Origin of the sequence: Embleya sp. NPDC020886, assembly GCF_044333915.1 — a bacterium.
Taxonomy (GTDB): Bacteria; Actinomycetota; Actinomycetes; order Streptomycetales; family Streptomycetaceae; genus Embleya.
The window spans coordinates 43619-58456 of record NZ_JBIRRX010000030.1 but is presented as its reverse complement, the minus strand read 5'-3'; the positions used below and the strand labels follow the sequence as shown (position 1 = coordinate 58456).

Annotated in this window: 4 protein-coding genes; all 4 read right to left on the bottom strand. The window is 72.8% G+C overall.

Going from position 1 to position 14838, the window contains the following annotated elements:
- Positions 1–12799, bottom strand: a 12799-nt coding sequence (locus ACH4U8_RS45425; RefSeq protein WP_395784557.1) for an SDR family NAD(P)-dependent oxidoreductase, incomplete at its 3' end; no start/stop codon positions are given.
- A gap of 58 nt (positions 12800–12857) precedes the next feature.
- On the bottom strand, positions 12858–13052 hold the full coding sequence (locus ACH4U8_RS45420) for a ferredoxin (protein ID WP_360320466.1): 195 nt from the start codon (positions 13050–13052) through the stop codon (positions 12858–12860).
- 8 nt (positions 13053–13060) lie between these two features.
- Entirely contained in the window at positions 13061–14251 is a 1191-nt protein-coding gene (locus ACH4U8_RS45415; protein WP_360320463.1) for a cytochrome P450, read from the bottom strand.
- A gap of 106 nt (positions 14252–14357) precedes the next feature.
- Positions 14358–14747, bottom strand: a complete 390-nt coding sequence (locus ACH4U8_RS45410) for a nuclear transport factor 2 family protein (protein ID WP_360320460.1) — start codon at positions 14745–14747, stop codon at positions 14358–14360.
- Positions 14748–14838 lie beyond the last annotated feature (91 nt).

Genomic DNA, 14838 nt, shown 5'->3' with positions numbered 1-14838 from the left:
CCGCACCCTCGCCACCCATCGACGCGGCACCCGGATACATCCCCAGCGCGATCAACACATCCCGGAAATTGAGCCCCGCCGCCCGCACCGCGATCCGCACCCGACCGGCCGACAGCGGCACCTGTGCCTCCGGCGCCGGCACGAGCGCCAGGTCCTCCAGCGTCCCGCGCGGTACGCCGTCCAACCGCCAGGGGCCGGACGGCGGTACCAACGTCCCGCCACGATCCGCCCGGGCCAGCCTCGGTGCGAGCACGGCGCCCGCGCGTACGGCGACCTGGGTCTCACCCGCGGCCAGGGCGATGCGGGCCACCTCGACCGGGTCCACCGTGTCGGCGTCGTGGTTCGGGTCGAGATCGACCAGCAGGAACCGGTCGGGGTGCTCGCTCTGCGCCGATCGCATCAATCCCCAGAGGGGGGCACGGACGAGGTCGGTGACCGAATCGCCGGGAGCCGCCGCCACCGCGCCACGCGTCACCACCACACAGCGCGACGCACCGGCTTCGTCGGTCGTCGGCTCGGTCAGCCATGCCTGCACGGCCGCGAGCAGGTCGACGGCAGCCGCTTCGGCGGCCCGCCCGAGGTCCGCGGCGGCCGGCGGAACGGATGTGCAGTCGAGGACGGTCGGGTCCGGTTCCGGTCCGGAACCCGGGAGTTCGGGCGATTCGGCGGTGTCCGGCCCGGCCGGGCGGCCGACCGGGGTCCACACCACCGGGTACAGGGAGTCCGCCGACGTGGCGGCGGCACCCAGTCGTGCCGGGTCGGCGGAGCGCAGTTCGAGCGACTCGGCCGAGAACACCGGCCGCCCGGTGCCGTCGGCGGCCCGGACCGCGATCCGGTCGGTATCCCCGTCGACCGCGGCCAGGCGCACCCGGAGCGCGGACGCCCCGGCCGCGTGCAGCCGCAGGCCGTTCCATTCGAAGGGCAGCCGCATCGTCTGCTCCCGACCGGGGCCGGCCGGGTCCGGATCATCCGCGATCAGCGCATGCAGCGCGGCGTCGAGCAGAGCGGGATGAATGCCGAACCGACCCGCGTCGTCGGCGTGTTCGGCAGGCGCCTCGACCTCGGCGAACAGCGTGCCGTCCGGGTCCCGGTACAGCGCACGCAGCCCCTGGAAGGCGGGCCCGTAGCCGTAACCGGCCTCGGCGGCCTGCGGGTAGAAGTCGTCGATGTCGATCGCCCGGGCCCCGACCGGCGGCCAGGCGGCGAGGTCGAACACCGCTTCGGCGGCGTCCTCGGCCAGGAATCCCGCGGCGTGGCAGGTCCATTCGCCGTCCTCGCCCACCGCTTCGTCCCGGGAGTACACGCCCACCGCCCGACGCCCGTCGGCAGCGGGCGGTTCCACCTGCACCTGGAGGGCGTACGCACCGTGGGCGGACAACACGAGCGGTGCTCGGAGCGTCAGTTCGTCGACGCGTCCGCAGCCGACCCGATCGCCCGCCTGCATGACCAGCTCCGCGAAGGCGGTGCCGGGCAACAACACCGTTCCGGCGACCGCGTGATCGCCCAACCAGGGCTGGGCCTGGAGCGAGATCCGGCCGGTCAACATGACCGCATCGGCGCCGGCGAGCCGCACGGTGGCCGCCAGCAACGGGTGTCCGGCCGGAATCAGCCCGAGCCCGGCGGCATCGGCGGGGCCACTCGCGGTCGTGTCGAGCCAGTAGCGCCGGCGCCGGAAGGCGTAGGTGGGCAGGTCGACATGCCCGCGCGCGGCGGGGGTGAGCAGCGCGGCCCGATCGGTCGGGCAACCGCGCACGTGGGCGAACGCGACCGCGGCGAGCAGCGCCTCGATCTCCGCGTGGCCTCGGCGCAGCGCGGAGCGAATGCCGATGTCGCGGGTGGCGCCCGCCTCCGGGTCGGTCGGCGCGGCGACGCAGTCGTGGACCATGGCGGTCAGCACCGCATCGGGGCCCAGTTCCAGGAAGGTTCCGGTGCCGGCCGCGCGCAGGTGTGCCACGCCGTCGGCGAAGCGCACCGCACCGCGGACCTGCCGAACCCAGTAGTCCGGGTCGGTCAACTCCTCGGCGCTCGCGTGCCGTCCGGTCAGGTTGGAGACGATCGGCAGCGTCGGCTCGGCGAAGGAGACGCCGGCCAGAACGTCGCGGAACTCGGCGAGCATGCCGTCCATCCGCAACGAATGGAACGCATGACTGACGGTGAGACGCCGCGTCTTGCGCCCCCGCGCCGCGAAGACGGCCGCCACCGCCAACACCGGCTCCTCGTCGCCGGAAAGCACCACGGACGTCGGCCCGTTCACCGCGGCCACACCCACCGCGGCCGACCCGTCCAGCGCCGCCCGCACCTCGTCCTCGGGCGCCTGCACCGCGACCATCGCCCCACCGGCCGGCAACGCCTGCATCAACCGCCCACGCGCCGCCACCACCGCCGCCGCGTCCTCCAGCGACCACACCCCCGCCACATGCGCCGCGGCCAACTCACCGATCGAATGCCCCAGCAGGAACCCCGGCCGCACACCCAACGACTCCACCAACCGGAACAGCGCCACCTCCACCGCGAACAACCCGGCCTGCGTGAACACCGTCTCGTCCAACAAACCCTCGGCACCGACCCCGCCGAACACCACATCCCGCACCGAATGCGCGACATGACCCGTCAGTTGCCGGTCCAACTCGAACACGGCGGCGTCGAACGCCTCCGCGAACACCGGGTAGGCGTCGTGCAGTTCACGCCCCATGCCGACCCGCTGGCACCCCTGCCCACTGAACAGGAAGGCGAGATCTCCCGTTCCGAGGATCGAGCCGCGTACGACACCTGACGTGGCCTCACCCGCCGCGAGCGCGTCGAGGCCGGCCAACAGGTCGGCACGGGTGGAACCGATCACCGCGGCCCGCTCGTCGAGGGCCGCGCGCGAGACGGCGAGCGCCGAGGCAACGGCGGCGAGATCGAGTTCGGGGTGGTCCCGCAGGTGCGTGGACAGGGCAACGGCCTGTGCTTCGAGCGCGTCGTCGGACTTCGCCGACAGCAGCCAGGTAAGTACGCGTTCATCGGCCGGCGTTGGCTCTTCGGTCGCCGGGAACACCGGCTCGGGGCCCTGTTCCAGCACGACATGCGCGTTGGTGCCGCTGGCGCCGAACGACGAGACGCCCGCTCGGCGGGGACGACCCGTCTCGGGCCACGTGCGCGCCTCGGTGAGCAGTTCGACCGCGCCCGCCGACCAATCCACGTGCGGGGACGGCTCGGCGCTGTGCAGGGTCCGCGGCAACACGCCCTCGCGCATCGCCATCACCATCTTGATCACGCCGCCCACACCGGCCGCGGCCTGGGCGTGACCGATGTTCGACTTCAACGACCCGAGGTAGAAGGGCCGTTCCGCGTCGCGATCCCGACCGTAGGTCGCGATCAGCGCCTGCGCCTCGATCGGGTCGCCCAGCGTCGTGCCCGTCCCGTGCGCCTCGACCGCGTCGACCTCGGCGGCCGACAGGCCGGCAACCGCCAGCGCCTGACGGATGACCCGCTGCTGCGAGGGGCCGTTCGGCGCGGTCAGCCCGTTGCTCGCACCGTCCTGGTTCACCGCGGTGCCCCGCACCACGGCCAGGATGTGATGGCCGTTGCGCTGCGCGTCCGACAGTCGTTCCACCAGCAACACGCCGACGCCCTCGGACCAGCCGGTCCCGTCCGCGTCGGCGGAGAAGGCTTTGCAGCGCCCGTCGGGCGACAACCCGCGCTGGCGGCTGAACTCGACGAAGACCTCGGGCGTCGACATCACCGTGACACCGCCGGCCAGCGCCATCGAGCATTCGCCGCTGCGCAATGCCTGAACGGCCAGGTGCAGGGCCACCAGCGACGACGAGCAGGCCGTGTCCACGGTCACCGCGGGTCCCTCGAACCCGAAGGTGTAGGACAGCCGGCCCGAGGCGGCGCTGCCGGTGTTGCCCATCAGCAGGTAGCCGTCCACCCCTTCGGGCACCTTCTGCATGCCCGACGCGTAGTCGTGGTACATCACCCCGACGAACACGCCCGTCCGACTGCCGCGCAGCGTGGTCGGATCGATTCCGGCCCGCTCCAGCACCTGCCAGGAGGTCTCCAGGAGAAGCCGCTGCTGCGGGTCCATCGCCAACGCCTCGCGCGGCGAGACCTCGAAGAATCCGGCGTCGAACTCCCCCGCGTCGTGCAGGAATCCGCCCTCGCGGGCATAGCTCTTCCCGGAGACCGAGGGGTCCGGGTCGTACAGACCCTCCAGGTCCCAGCCCCGGTTCGTCGGGAACGGCGAGACCGCGTCCCGACCCTCGGCGACCAGGCGCCACAGGTCCTCCGGCGACTCCACCCCACCGGGATAGCGGCAGGCCATGCCGACGATCGCGATCGGTTCGTCGTCCACGACCGCACCGACCACCGCGGCGGGGGGCGCCTCCCGAGCGCCGAAGAGGGTCTGCCGGATGGTGCGCAACAGCGCGGTCGGCGTCGGGTGGTCGAAGACCAGCGTGGCCGACAACCGCAGACCGGTCGCGGAATTCAGCCGATTGCGCAGGTCGAGTCCGGTGAGCGAGTCGAAGCCGAGGGACTTGAAGGTGCCGGCGAAGTCGACGTCGGCGCCCGTGGGCAGGCCGAGTACGGCCGCCACCTGTTCGCGAACCAGCTCCTGTAGGGCCCGTTCCCGCTCGGCGTCCGGCAACGCGCCGAGCCGTAGTGCGAGTGCGGATCCCGCCGGGGCCTCGGCCGCGCCGTCGGCGGTGGGGCGGGCCGGCGCGGGGGCGAAACCGCGCAACATTCCCGCCGACGTGCCGTTCCCGGCGCGGGCGCGGAGTGCGGGCAGGTCCAGCGCGACGGGGACCAGCAGGGCCTCGTCACTGCCGAGGGCGGCGTCGAACAAGCGGAGACCTTGTTCGGTGGCGAGCGGCCCGACGCCGAGCCGGCTCATCCGCTGTCGGTCGGCGCCACTCATCGCGCCCGTCATCCCGCCGGCCTCGGCCCACAGGCCCCAGGCCATCGAGGTGGCGGGGAGCCCGTCGGCCCGGCGGGCGTGCGCGAGGGCATCGAGATACGTGTTCGCCGCAGCGTAGTTCGCCTGGCCCGGGCCGCCCAGGATCCCCGAGACCGAGGAGAAGAGCACGAAGGCGGCGAGGTCGAGATCGCGCGTCGCCTCGTGCAGGTTGACCGCACCGTCCACCTTGGACCGCAACACGGCGTGCAACCGCTCGTCGGTCAACGCCTCGACCAGGCCGTCGTCCAGGAGCCCGGCGGCGTGCACCACTCCGGTCAACGGGCCCCGGATCCGGCCCAACACGCCACGCAACGCCTCCCGATCGGCCGCGTCACCCGCCTCCACCACCACCGACGCACCCAGCGTCGCCAGCTCCGCCACCAACTCGTGCACTCCGGGGGCCTGTTCGCCACGACGACTGAGCAACACCAGGCTGCGCACCCCGTGCCGGGAGACCAGGCGCCGGGAGATCAATCCGCCCAACAGGCCGGTACCACCGGTGATCAGGACCGTGCCCGCATCGAGGGAGGTCTTCGCTTCGCCGGACGCAGAGGCAAAGGCAGAAGCAGACCCGGCCCCGGACGCGGAGGTGGATCCGAACGCCGAGACGGGCGAGTCGACGGCGTGCCGAACCAGTCGCGGCACCAACACGGTGCCGCCGCGGATCGCCATCTCCCGTTCGCCGTGGGCCAGTGCGCCCGGCAGGAGGGCCTGCCAGTCGTCCTCGCCGTCGACCGGGTCGACGTCCACCAATACGAAACGATCGGGATGCTCCGTGGCCGCCGACCGCACCAGGCCCCACACCGGCGAGGCCGCGAGGCCGGGCAGCACGGACGGCTGCGGGCCGGCGGCGACACCCACCGCGCCCCGGGTAACCACGAGCAGTCGCGACTCGGCGAACCGTGCGTCACCCAGCCACCCGCGCACCACCGACAACGCCCCGGCCGCCGCCCGATGGGCCGCGGCGGCGTGGTCGTCACCCGGCTCCGACGCCACCAGGCAGGGCAGTACGACCACCTCGGGTACGCCGCCCGCGACCAGCGCCGACAGGTCGGGGGTGTCGGCGTCGAGCACCGCGATGCCACCGGCGAAGGCGGCGCCGGCCGATCCCGGCATCCACTCGACGCGGCACAGGTCGTCCGTCGCGACCGGTCGTGCCGCCGCGAGCGACTCGGCGGCGATCGGGCGCAGGGTCAGCGCCTCGATCGCAGCCACCGGGCCGCCCTTCGGATCGGCCAGCGTCACCCGGACGGCATCCGAGCCGACGGGTGACAGCCGTACCCGCAACCGGGAGGCGGCGCCCGCGAAGAGGGTCAGCCCCTTGAAGACGAACGGCAGTCGCACCCGGTCCGCCGCACCGTCGTCGCCCCGGGGAAGCGCGGCATGCAGTGCCGCGTCGAGCAGCGCCGGGTGCAGCCCGAAGCGGGCCGCACTCCGCGCCGGCTCCTCGGGCAGCGCCACCTCGGCGTACACGTCCTCCCCCACCCGCCAGGCGGCCCGCAGGCCCTGGAAGACGGGTCCGTACGCATAGCCCTTCGGCACCAGGTCGGCGTAGAAGTCGTCGAGCCGCACCGGCTCCGCGCCGCTGGGCGGCCAGGTGCCGGAGGCGAAGGAGGTGTCGGACGCATCGGACGCCGATCCGCGTTCGGACAGTGCGCCGACGGCATGTCGGATCCACTCCGGCCCCGCCGATTCGGCCGCGCCGCGCGAGAACACGCTCACCGGCCGGGTTCCGTCGTGCTCGGCCGCGCCGACCACGACCTGGATCTGCACCGCTTCGCGCTCCGGGATCACCAACGGCGCTTCCAGGGCGAGTTCGTCGATCCGACCGCAGCCGACCTCGTCGCCTGCCCGGACCACCAGTTCGACGAAGGCCGCGCCGGGCAGCAGGGCCGTGCCGGCGACCAGGTGATCCCCGAGCCAGGCGTGCGAGGACAACGACAGCCGGCCGGTCAGCACGACCCCATGCCCGCCACCGAGTCGCACCGCGGCGCCGAGCAACGGATGGTCCGCCTGCGCCTGGCCGAGACCACGCGCGTCGCCGGTGGACTCGATACGTTCCAGCCAGTACCGCCGGCGGCGGAAGGCGTAGGTCGGCAGCTCGACGGTCACCGTGCCGCGGCCGGGAAGCTGCCCGCCCAGCAGCGGGGACCAGTCCACGGCGACGCCGTCGACGTACGCCTGCGCCACCGCGGCGGTGAAGCGAACCAGGTCACCCTCGCCCCGGCGCAGCGTGCCCAGGACGACCGCTTCGGCCTCGGCCGACTCGACCGTGCCTTCGATCGGGGTGGTGAGCACCGGGTGGGCGCTGGCCTCGACGAAGGTGTCGAAGCCCTGCGCGAGCAGCAGCCGCACCGTCTCCTCGAACCGCACGGTCTCGCGCAGGTTGGTGTACCAGTACTCCGCGTCGAGCGCGGCGCCCTCCACCCGCTCCGCCGTCACCGCCGAGTAGAACGGGATCGCCGGCACCGCCGGTTCGATATCGGCCAGCTCGGTCAGGAGCCGCTCGCGGATGGACTCCACCTGCACCGAGTGCGACGCGTAGTCCACCGGGACCCGACGCGCCCACACACCCCGCGCATCACACTCCGCGAGCAACTCGTCCAGCGCGGCCGAGTCACCCGCCACCGTCACCGAGGACGGACCGTTCACCGCCGCCACCGACACCCGACCCTCGAACGCGGTCAGCAACTCCGCCACGTCCACCCGCGGCAACGACACCGACGCCATCCCGCCCGAACCGGCCATCTCCAGAATCGCCCGACTCCGCAACGCCACAACCTTCGCCGCGTCCGACAGCGACAACGCACCCGCCACACACGCCGCAGCGATCTCACCCTGCGAATGCCCCACCACCGCAGCCGGCTCGACCCCGAACGACCGCCACAACTCGGCCAACGAGACCATCACCGCCCACAACACCGGCTGCACGACGTCGACCCGGTCCAGCCACTCCTCCGACTCCGACCGCAACACCGACACCAACGACCAGTCCACGAACGGCGCAAGAGCCGCCTCACACTCCGCAACCCGCCCCGCGAACACCGCCGACGAATCCACCAGTTCCGCAGCCATCCCCAACCACTGCGAACCCTGACCAGGGAACACCAAAACGATCCGCCCGGAGGACCGCGCCACCCCCGAAACCACACCCGACCCGGACTCCCCGGCGGCCAACATCGCCAACCCGGACGACAACTCCGCACGACCCGAGGCCAGTACCACCCCCCGGTGATCCAACACCGAGCGTGACGCGACCAGCGCCCCGGCCAGGTCGGGCAACGGCAGTTCGGGCTCGTCCCGAACGAATTGCCCCAGCCGGGCCGCCTGGGCTCGAAGCCCCTGCCCGCCACGCCCGGAGACGACGAACGGCAGCAGCGCGTCCGGGTCGCCGCAACCCGCTTCCGCAGCGGACACCGGGCCCGACGCCGCCGTCGGTGCGCTCCCCGTCACCGGGTCCGCGTCCGGCTGCGGGGTCTCGCCCGCAGCCTGCTCGATGATCAGGTGGGCGTTCGTACCGCTGATCCCGAACGAGGAGACCGCCGCCCGGCGCGGTCGGTCGACCACGGGCCACTCCCGCGCCCGGGTCAACAACTCCACCGCGCCCGCCGACCAGTCGATGTGCGGCGACGGTTCGTCGGCATGCAGGGTCCGCGGCAGGATGCCCGCGCGGATGGCCATCACCGTCTTGATCACGCCGGCGACACCGGCGGCGGCCTGCGCATGGCCGATGTTGGACTTCAACGAGCCGAGATACAGGGGCTGTTCGTCACCACGGTCACGGCCGTACGTGGCCAGCAACGCCTGCGCCTCGATCGGGTCGCCGAGCGTGGTACCGGTCCCGTGTGCCTCGACCGCGTCGACGTCGGCGGCCGACAGACCGGCGCTCGTCAGTGCCTGGCGGATCACCCGCTGCTGCGAGGGGCCGTTCGGCGCGGTCAGCCCGTTGCTGGCACCGTCCTGATTCACCGCGGAGCCCCGAACCACGGCAAGGACCCGGTGGCCGTGGCGCTCCGCGTCCGAGAGCCGCTCCACCAGCAGTACACCGACGCCCTCGGACCAGCCCGTGCCGTCCGCGGCGGCGGAGAACGCCTTGCACCGGCCGTCGGGCGACAGACCCCGCTGGCGGCTGAATTCGACGAACATGCCCGGCGTGGACATGACCGTCACGCCGCCGGCCAAAGCCATCGAGCACTCGCCGCCGCGCACGGCCTGCACCGCGAGATGCAGGGCCACCAGGGACGACGAGCACGCCGTGTCCACGGTGACCGCGGGCCCCTCGAAACCGAAGGTGTAGGCGAGGCGTCCGGAGACGACGCTGCCGGTGTTGCCGGTGAGCAGGTAGCCCTCGGAGCCGTTGGCTGCCTCGTCGAGCCGCGCGCCGTAGTCCTGGTTCATCGCGCCGACGAACACACCGGTTCGGCTGCCGCGCAGCTCGGCCGGGTCGATCCCGGCCCGCTCGAACACCTCCCAGGAGGTCTCCAACAACAACCGCTGTTGCGGATCCATCGCCAACGCCTCACGCGGCGAGATCCCGAAGAACTCGGCGTCGAAGTCGGCGACGCCGTGCAGGAAGCCGCCGTGCCGGGCGTAACTGGTGCCGGCTTTCGCCGAGTCGGGGTCGTAGAGTCCCGCCAGGTCCCAGCCTCGGTCGTCCGGGAACGGCGTGATGGCCTCCCCGCCGGCGGCCACCAGGCGCCACAGATCCTCGGGCGAGGCGATCCCGCCGGGCAGTCGGCAGGCCATGCCGACGATGGCGATCGGGTCGGCGTCGGTCGGTGATCCGGCCGCCTGCTTCGTCCCGCTTCCGGGCGCGGACCCGGCGACGGCGGTCGGGTCGGCCGCCGACTGCCCTCCCGTGGCCTCCGCGATCAGGGCGGTGAGGTGGCGGACGACGGCGACCGGCGTGGGGTGGTCGTAGGCGAGCGTGGTCGGCAGCCGGAGCCCGGTGTCGGTGTTGATGCGATTGCGGAATTCGACGGCGCTCGGCGAGTCCAGGCCCAGTGCCTTGAACGTCTGCTCGGCGTCGGCCGGGCCCAGCGCGCGGCGGCCCAGCACGGTCGCGGCATGGGCGAACGTCAGTTCGCGGATCGCCTGTTCCCGCTCCTCCGGGGGCAATGCCGCCGGCCCGCCGACCGGTGCGGACGGCCGCGACCCGTCGTCGGTGGGCGCGTCGACCGCGGAGCCCAGCCAGTGGCGTTCGCGCTGGAACGCGTAGGTCGGCAGGTCGACCCGGCAGGCCCCGGCGACGAGGGCGGGGTGCCAGTCGACGGCGACCCCGCGGACGTGGGCTTCGCCCAGGGCGGTGCGAAAGCGCTCGGAGCCACCCTGGTTGCGGCGCAGCGTGCCGAACGCGGCGGCGTCGGACCCGGTGTCCTCGATCGTCTCCAGGATGCCGGTGGTCAGGACCGGATGGGCGCTGGACTCGATGAAAACGTCGTGGCCCAGGCGCAGGAGCGTACGCACGGCCTGGTCGAAGCGCACGGTCTTGCGCAGGTTGGTGTACCAGTACCCGGCGTCCAGGGCGGCGGTGTCGAGGAGTTCGCCGGTCACCGACGAGCAGAAGGGGATGTGCGAGGTACGCGGCCGGATCCCGGCCAGGGCCCGCAGCAGGGTTTTCCGGGTTTTGGTGACCTGGGCGGAGTGCGAGGCGTAATCGACCGGTACGCGCCGTGCCCAGGTGCCCTGTGCCTCGCAGATGGCCAGGAATTCGTCCAGGGCGCCCTGCGCGCCCGAGACGATCACCGACGCCGGACTGTTGATCGCGGCGATCGAGAGTCGTTTCTTGAACGGGGCGATCAGTTCGGTGATCCGGTCGGCCGAGACGCCGACCGAGACCATGCCGCCTCGGCCGGACAGGTCGAGGATGGCCTTGCTGCGCAACGCCACGACGGTCGCGCCGTCCTCCAGCGAGAGCGCGCCGGCGACGCACGCGGCGGCGATCTCGCCCTGGGAGTGCCCGACCACGGCGGCGGGCCGCACCCCGGAGGAGGCCCAGAGTCCGGCGAGCGAGACCATCACCGCCCAGAGCACGGGCTGCACGACGTCGACCCGCTCCAGCCAGTCCTCGGAGTCCGAGCGCAGGGTCGCGGTCAACGACCAGTCGACGTGCGGCGCGAGTGCCGCCTCGCAGTCGGCGATCCGCGCGGCGAAAGCCGGTTCGGAGTCGAGCAGATCCGCGGCCATGCCGAGCCACTGCGAGCCCTGGCCGGGGAAGACCAGCACCGGGCGCGCGGTGGATCGGGCCCGGCCGGCCACCACGCCCGGCGCCGGTTCGCCGGCGGCGAGCGCGGTCAGGCCCTCGACCAGGTCGGCCCGGCCGCCGGCGATCACCACGCCGCGGTGGGCGAGCAACGAGCGTGTCGACACCAGCGAATGGGCGAGGTCGGGCAGGTCGAGTTCCGGCCGGTCGGTGACGAAGCGGGCGAGTCGGGCGGCCTGTGCGCGCAGCGCCGAGTCGGTGTGGCCGCAGACGAGCAGGGGCAGGGGGCCCGCCGCGGGACCGGGGGTCGCGCCGGCCGGGGCCGGAGTCCCCTGCTCGACCACGGTGTCGGCGTCGGTGAGCACGACGTGGCAATTCGTCCCGCCCATGCCGAACGAGCTCACTCCGGCGATCCGCGGCCCGGCCGCGGCCGGCCAGGCGATCGGCTCGGTCTGCACCGTCAGGCGCAGTTCGGCCAACGGGATGTCGGGATTGGGCTCCACGTGGTTCAGCGAGGCCGGGATCTCCCGGTGGGAGACCACCAGGGCGGCCTTGACCAGTCCGATCACCCCGGCCGCGGCCTCCAGGTGGCCGACGTTGGTCTTCACCGAGCCGACCGGAAGGGGCCGGTCGGGCTCGCGCGCGGCGCCGAGCACGGCGCCCAGCGCGGCGGCCTCGATCGGGTCCCCGAGCCGGGTGCCGGTTCCGTGCAACTCGACGTAGCCGACCCGGGCCGGGTCCACGTCCGCCTGCCGGTACGCCCGGCGCAGCACGTCCTGTTGCGCACTCGCGCTGGGCGCGGTGAGCGTCTGGCCGCCGCCGTCGTTGTTGACGGCGCTGCCGCGCAGCAGGCAGTGGATCCGGTCGCCGTCCGCGAGCGCGCGCCGCAGGGGCTTGAGCACCACCACGGCACCGCCTTCGCCGCGGACGTAGCCGTTGGCCCGGGCATCGAAGGTGTAGCAGCGTCCGTCCGGTGACAGTGCGCCGAAACGTTCCATGCGTTCGGTGGACTGCGGGGTCAGGATCAGGTTCACCCCGCCGGCCAGGGCCGTCTCGGACTCGCCGGAGCGCAGGCTCTCGCAGGCCATGTGCACGGCGACCAGGGAGGAGGACTGGCCGGTGTCCACGGTCAGGCTGGGGCCGCCCGCGCGCAGGAAGTAGGAGACCCGGTTGGCGATGATGCTGCGGTGCAGGCCGGTGGTGCTGTGCGCGGTCACCGCGTCCGGACCGTCGGCCTGGAGCAGCAGCGAGTAGTCGTCGGAGAAGGCGCCGACGAACACGCCGGTGCGGGTGCCGGCCAGCGTGTCGGCCACGGTGCCGGCGTCCTCCAACGCCTCCCAGCTCAGTTCGAGCATCAGCCGCTGGTGCGGGTCCATGGCGGCGGCCTCGCGCCCGGAGATGCCGAAGAAGGCCGGGTCGAAGCCGTCGACGGAGGCGAGGAAGGATCCCCGACCCGATACGCCGCCGATGCCGGCGCGGTCCGCGGCGGGCGGTGCCACGGTGTCGGCGCCCGCGCGCAGGAGCCGCCACAGGTCCGCCGGGCCGTCCACCCCCGGCAGCCGACACGCCATGCCGACGACGGCGATCGGCTCGTGCCGGTCCGGACCGGAACCCCGGTTCGCGGACGGGTCGTTGCCCAGGCGGTCCCCACGTACCATGTCAAGCCCTTCAGTTCTCAGCCGGTTCGCGGTTGTGGCCCGATGGCCGGGCCGGGACTCACTCGGTGAGCTTGACCGCCCCGGACGGGCAGAGCCTGGCCGCCTCGCGGACGGCCTCGTGGCCTGCGTCGGGCGGCTCCGGCAGGAGCAGCACGACCAGGCCCTCGGTTTCGTCCTGGTCGAAGACCTCCGGTGCCTCCAGCGCGCACATCCCGGCGCCGCAGCACAGGTCGCGGTCCACCTCGATCCGCATCGGCCCGCCTACCAGGCGACCGGCATCGAGGCGACGCCGTAGATCAGCATGGTGTCCCGCATCCGGACCTCTTCCGCGGGAACGGCCAGGTGCAGTCCGGGGAATCGCTCGAACAGGGCCTCGAAGCCGATCCGCATCTCGATGCGGGCCAGTTGTTGGCCGATGCACTGGTGGATGCCGTGTCCGAAGGAGAGTTGGCCGCGGCCGCCGCGGGCGAAGTCCAGGCGGTCGGGGTCGGCGTAGTGCTTGGGATCGCGGTTCGCCGCGAACGCGGACAGGGTGACCGTCTCGCCGGCCTTCATCGGACAGCCCTCGAACTCGAAGTCCTCCAGGACGCCGCGGATCGGGCCGTAGTGGTTGACCGTCAGGTAGCGCATCAGTTCCTCGACGGCGCTCTCCATCGTGGTCTCGCCGGCACGCAGCGCGGCGAGCTGATCGGGGTTGGTGAGCAGGGCGTAGGTGCCCAGCGAGAGCATGTTGGCGGTGGTCTCGTGCCCTGCGGCCAACAGCAGGAAGCAGACGTTGGTGACCTCCTCGACGGTGAGTTCCTCGTGCGCGGCCAGGCCGCCGAGGATGTCGTCGGAGGGGTCCGGGCCGCGGCGCCGTTCGACCAGGCCGGCCAGGTACTTCTGCATCGCCTCCAGGGCGGCGTAGGCCTGTTCGATCGGGGTGTTGGTGTCCTGGATGACGGTGGAGTTGTGTTGGAAGACCTCGCGGTCCTCGTAGGGCACGCCGAGCAGTTCGCAGATCACCAGCGACGGGACGGCCAGCGCGAAGGCGGGTACCAGGTCGACCGGCGGGCCGGCCTGTTCCATGGCGTCCAGCGCGTCGGCGGCGATCTCCCGTACACGGTCCCCGAGTTGGTTCATCCGCCGGAGCGTGAACAGGCCGGTGAGCAGGCGACGGTAGCGGGTGTGCTCGGGCGGGTCGGTGTAGACGAAGAAGCCGGGCTTGGCGGCGGTGGGCTCCTGCGATTGGATCGGCGAGCGCAGCAGGTCCTTGCGCGAGCTGAAACGCAGGTCGGCCAGGGCCGCCCGGACCTGGTCGTAGCCGGTGATCAGCCAGCCCTCGCTGCCGTCGGGGTACAACAACCGGTCGACCGGGCAGGCCCGTTGCCGTTCGAGCAGTTCCGGCGGCGGGTCCAGGGGCGTGGTGCGCGTGACGGGCAACGGCTTGGCCTGGGCCGGAACCTCGGTCATGTCGTGATCCTTCCTGTCGGCGGTGTATCGCGGTCTCCGGCGGTGCCGGCGCCAGGCGTGGTCCGCGGCACCGGTGACGCCCGGTGCCGCGCCTGTGGTGGTGCGGTCAGCCGAGCACCCTCATGTCGGTATCGCCCCACAACGCACGGAAGTCGCCCACCAGGCCGTCGTCGCGGAAGCGGACGATCCCGATGATCGAGATCTCGATCCGCTTCGGATAACTGCGTGGGCTCAGTTCGATGGTGGCGGGCAGCACGACGGTCTCGCCGTCGTGGGCGGCGACCGGCGTGCCGGGGCGTTCCCGGGCCCGGTCGTCGACGATGGCCCGGGTGATGTGCGCGCGCAGAGCGTCCCGGCCCACCTGCTCGCCGGAGCCGACCGGATCCTCGAATACCACGTCGGGGGCGAACAGTTCGAGGACGCCCTCGACGTCGCCGGCGTTCATCCTGCGGCAGTACTCCAGTGCCAGGGCCTTACGAGTCACCTCGTCGGGCACGCCGACTCCTTCCGGGCGGGTCAACGGCGAAGGCGCGGGCGCGAAGGCCCGCGCCGGACCGGGAAGCCGGTCTCACACAGGACCCAGTGTT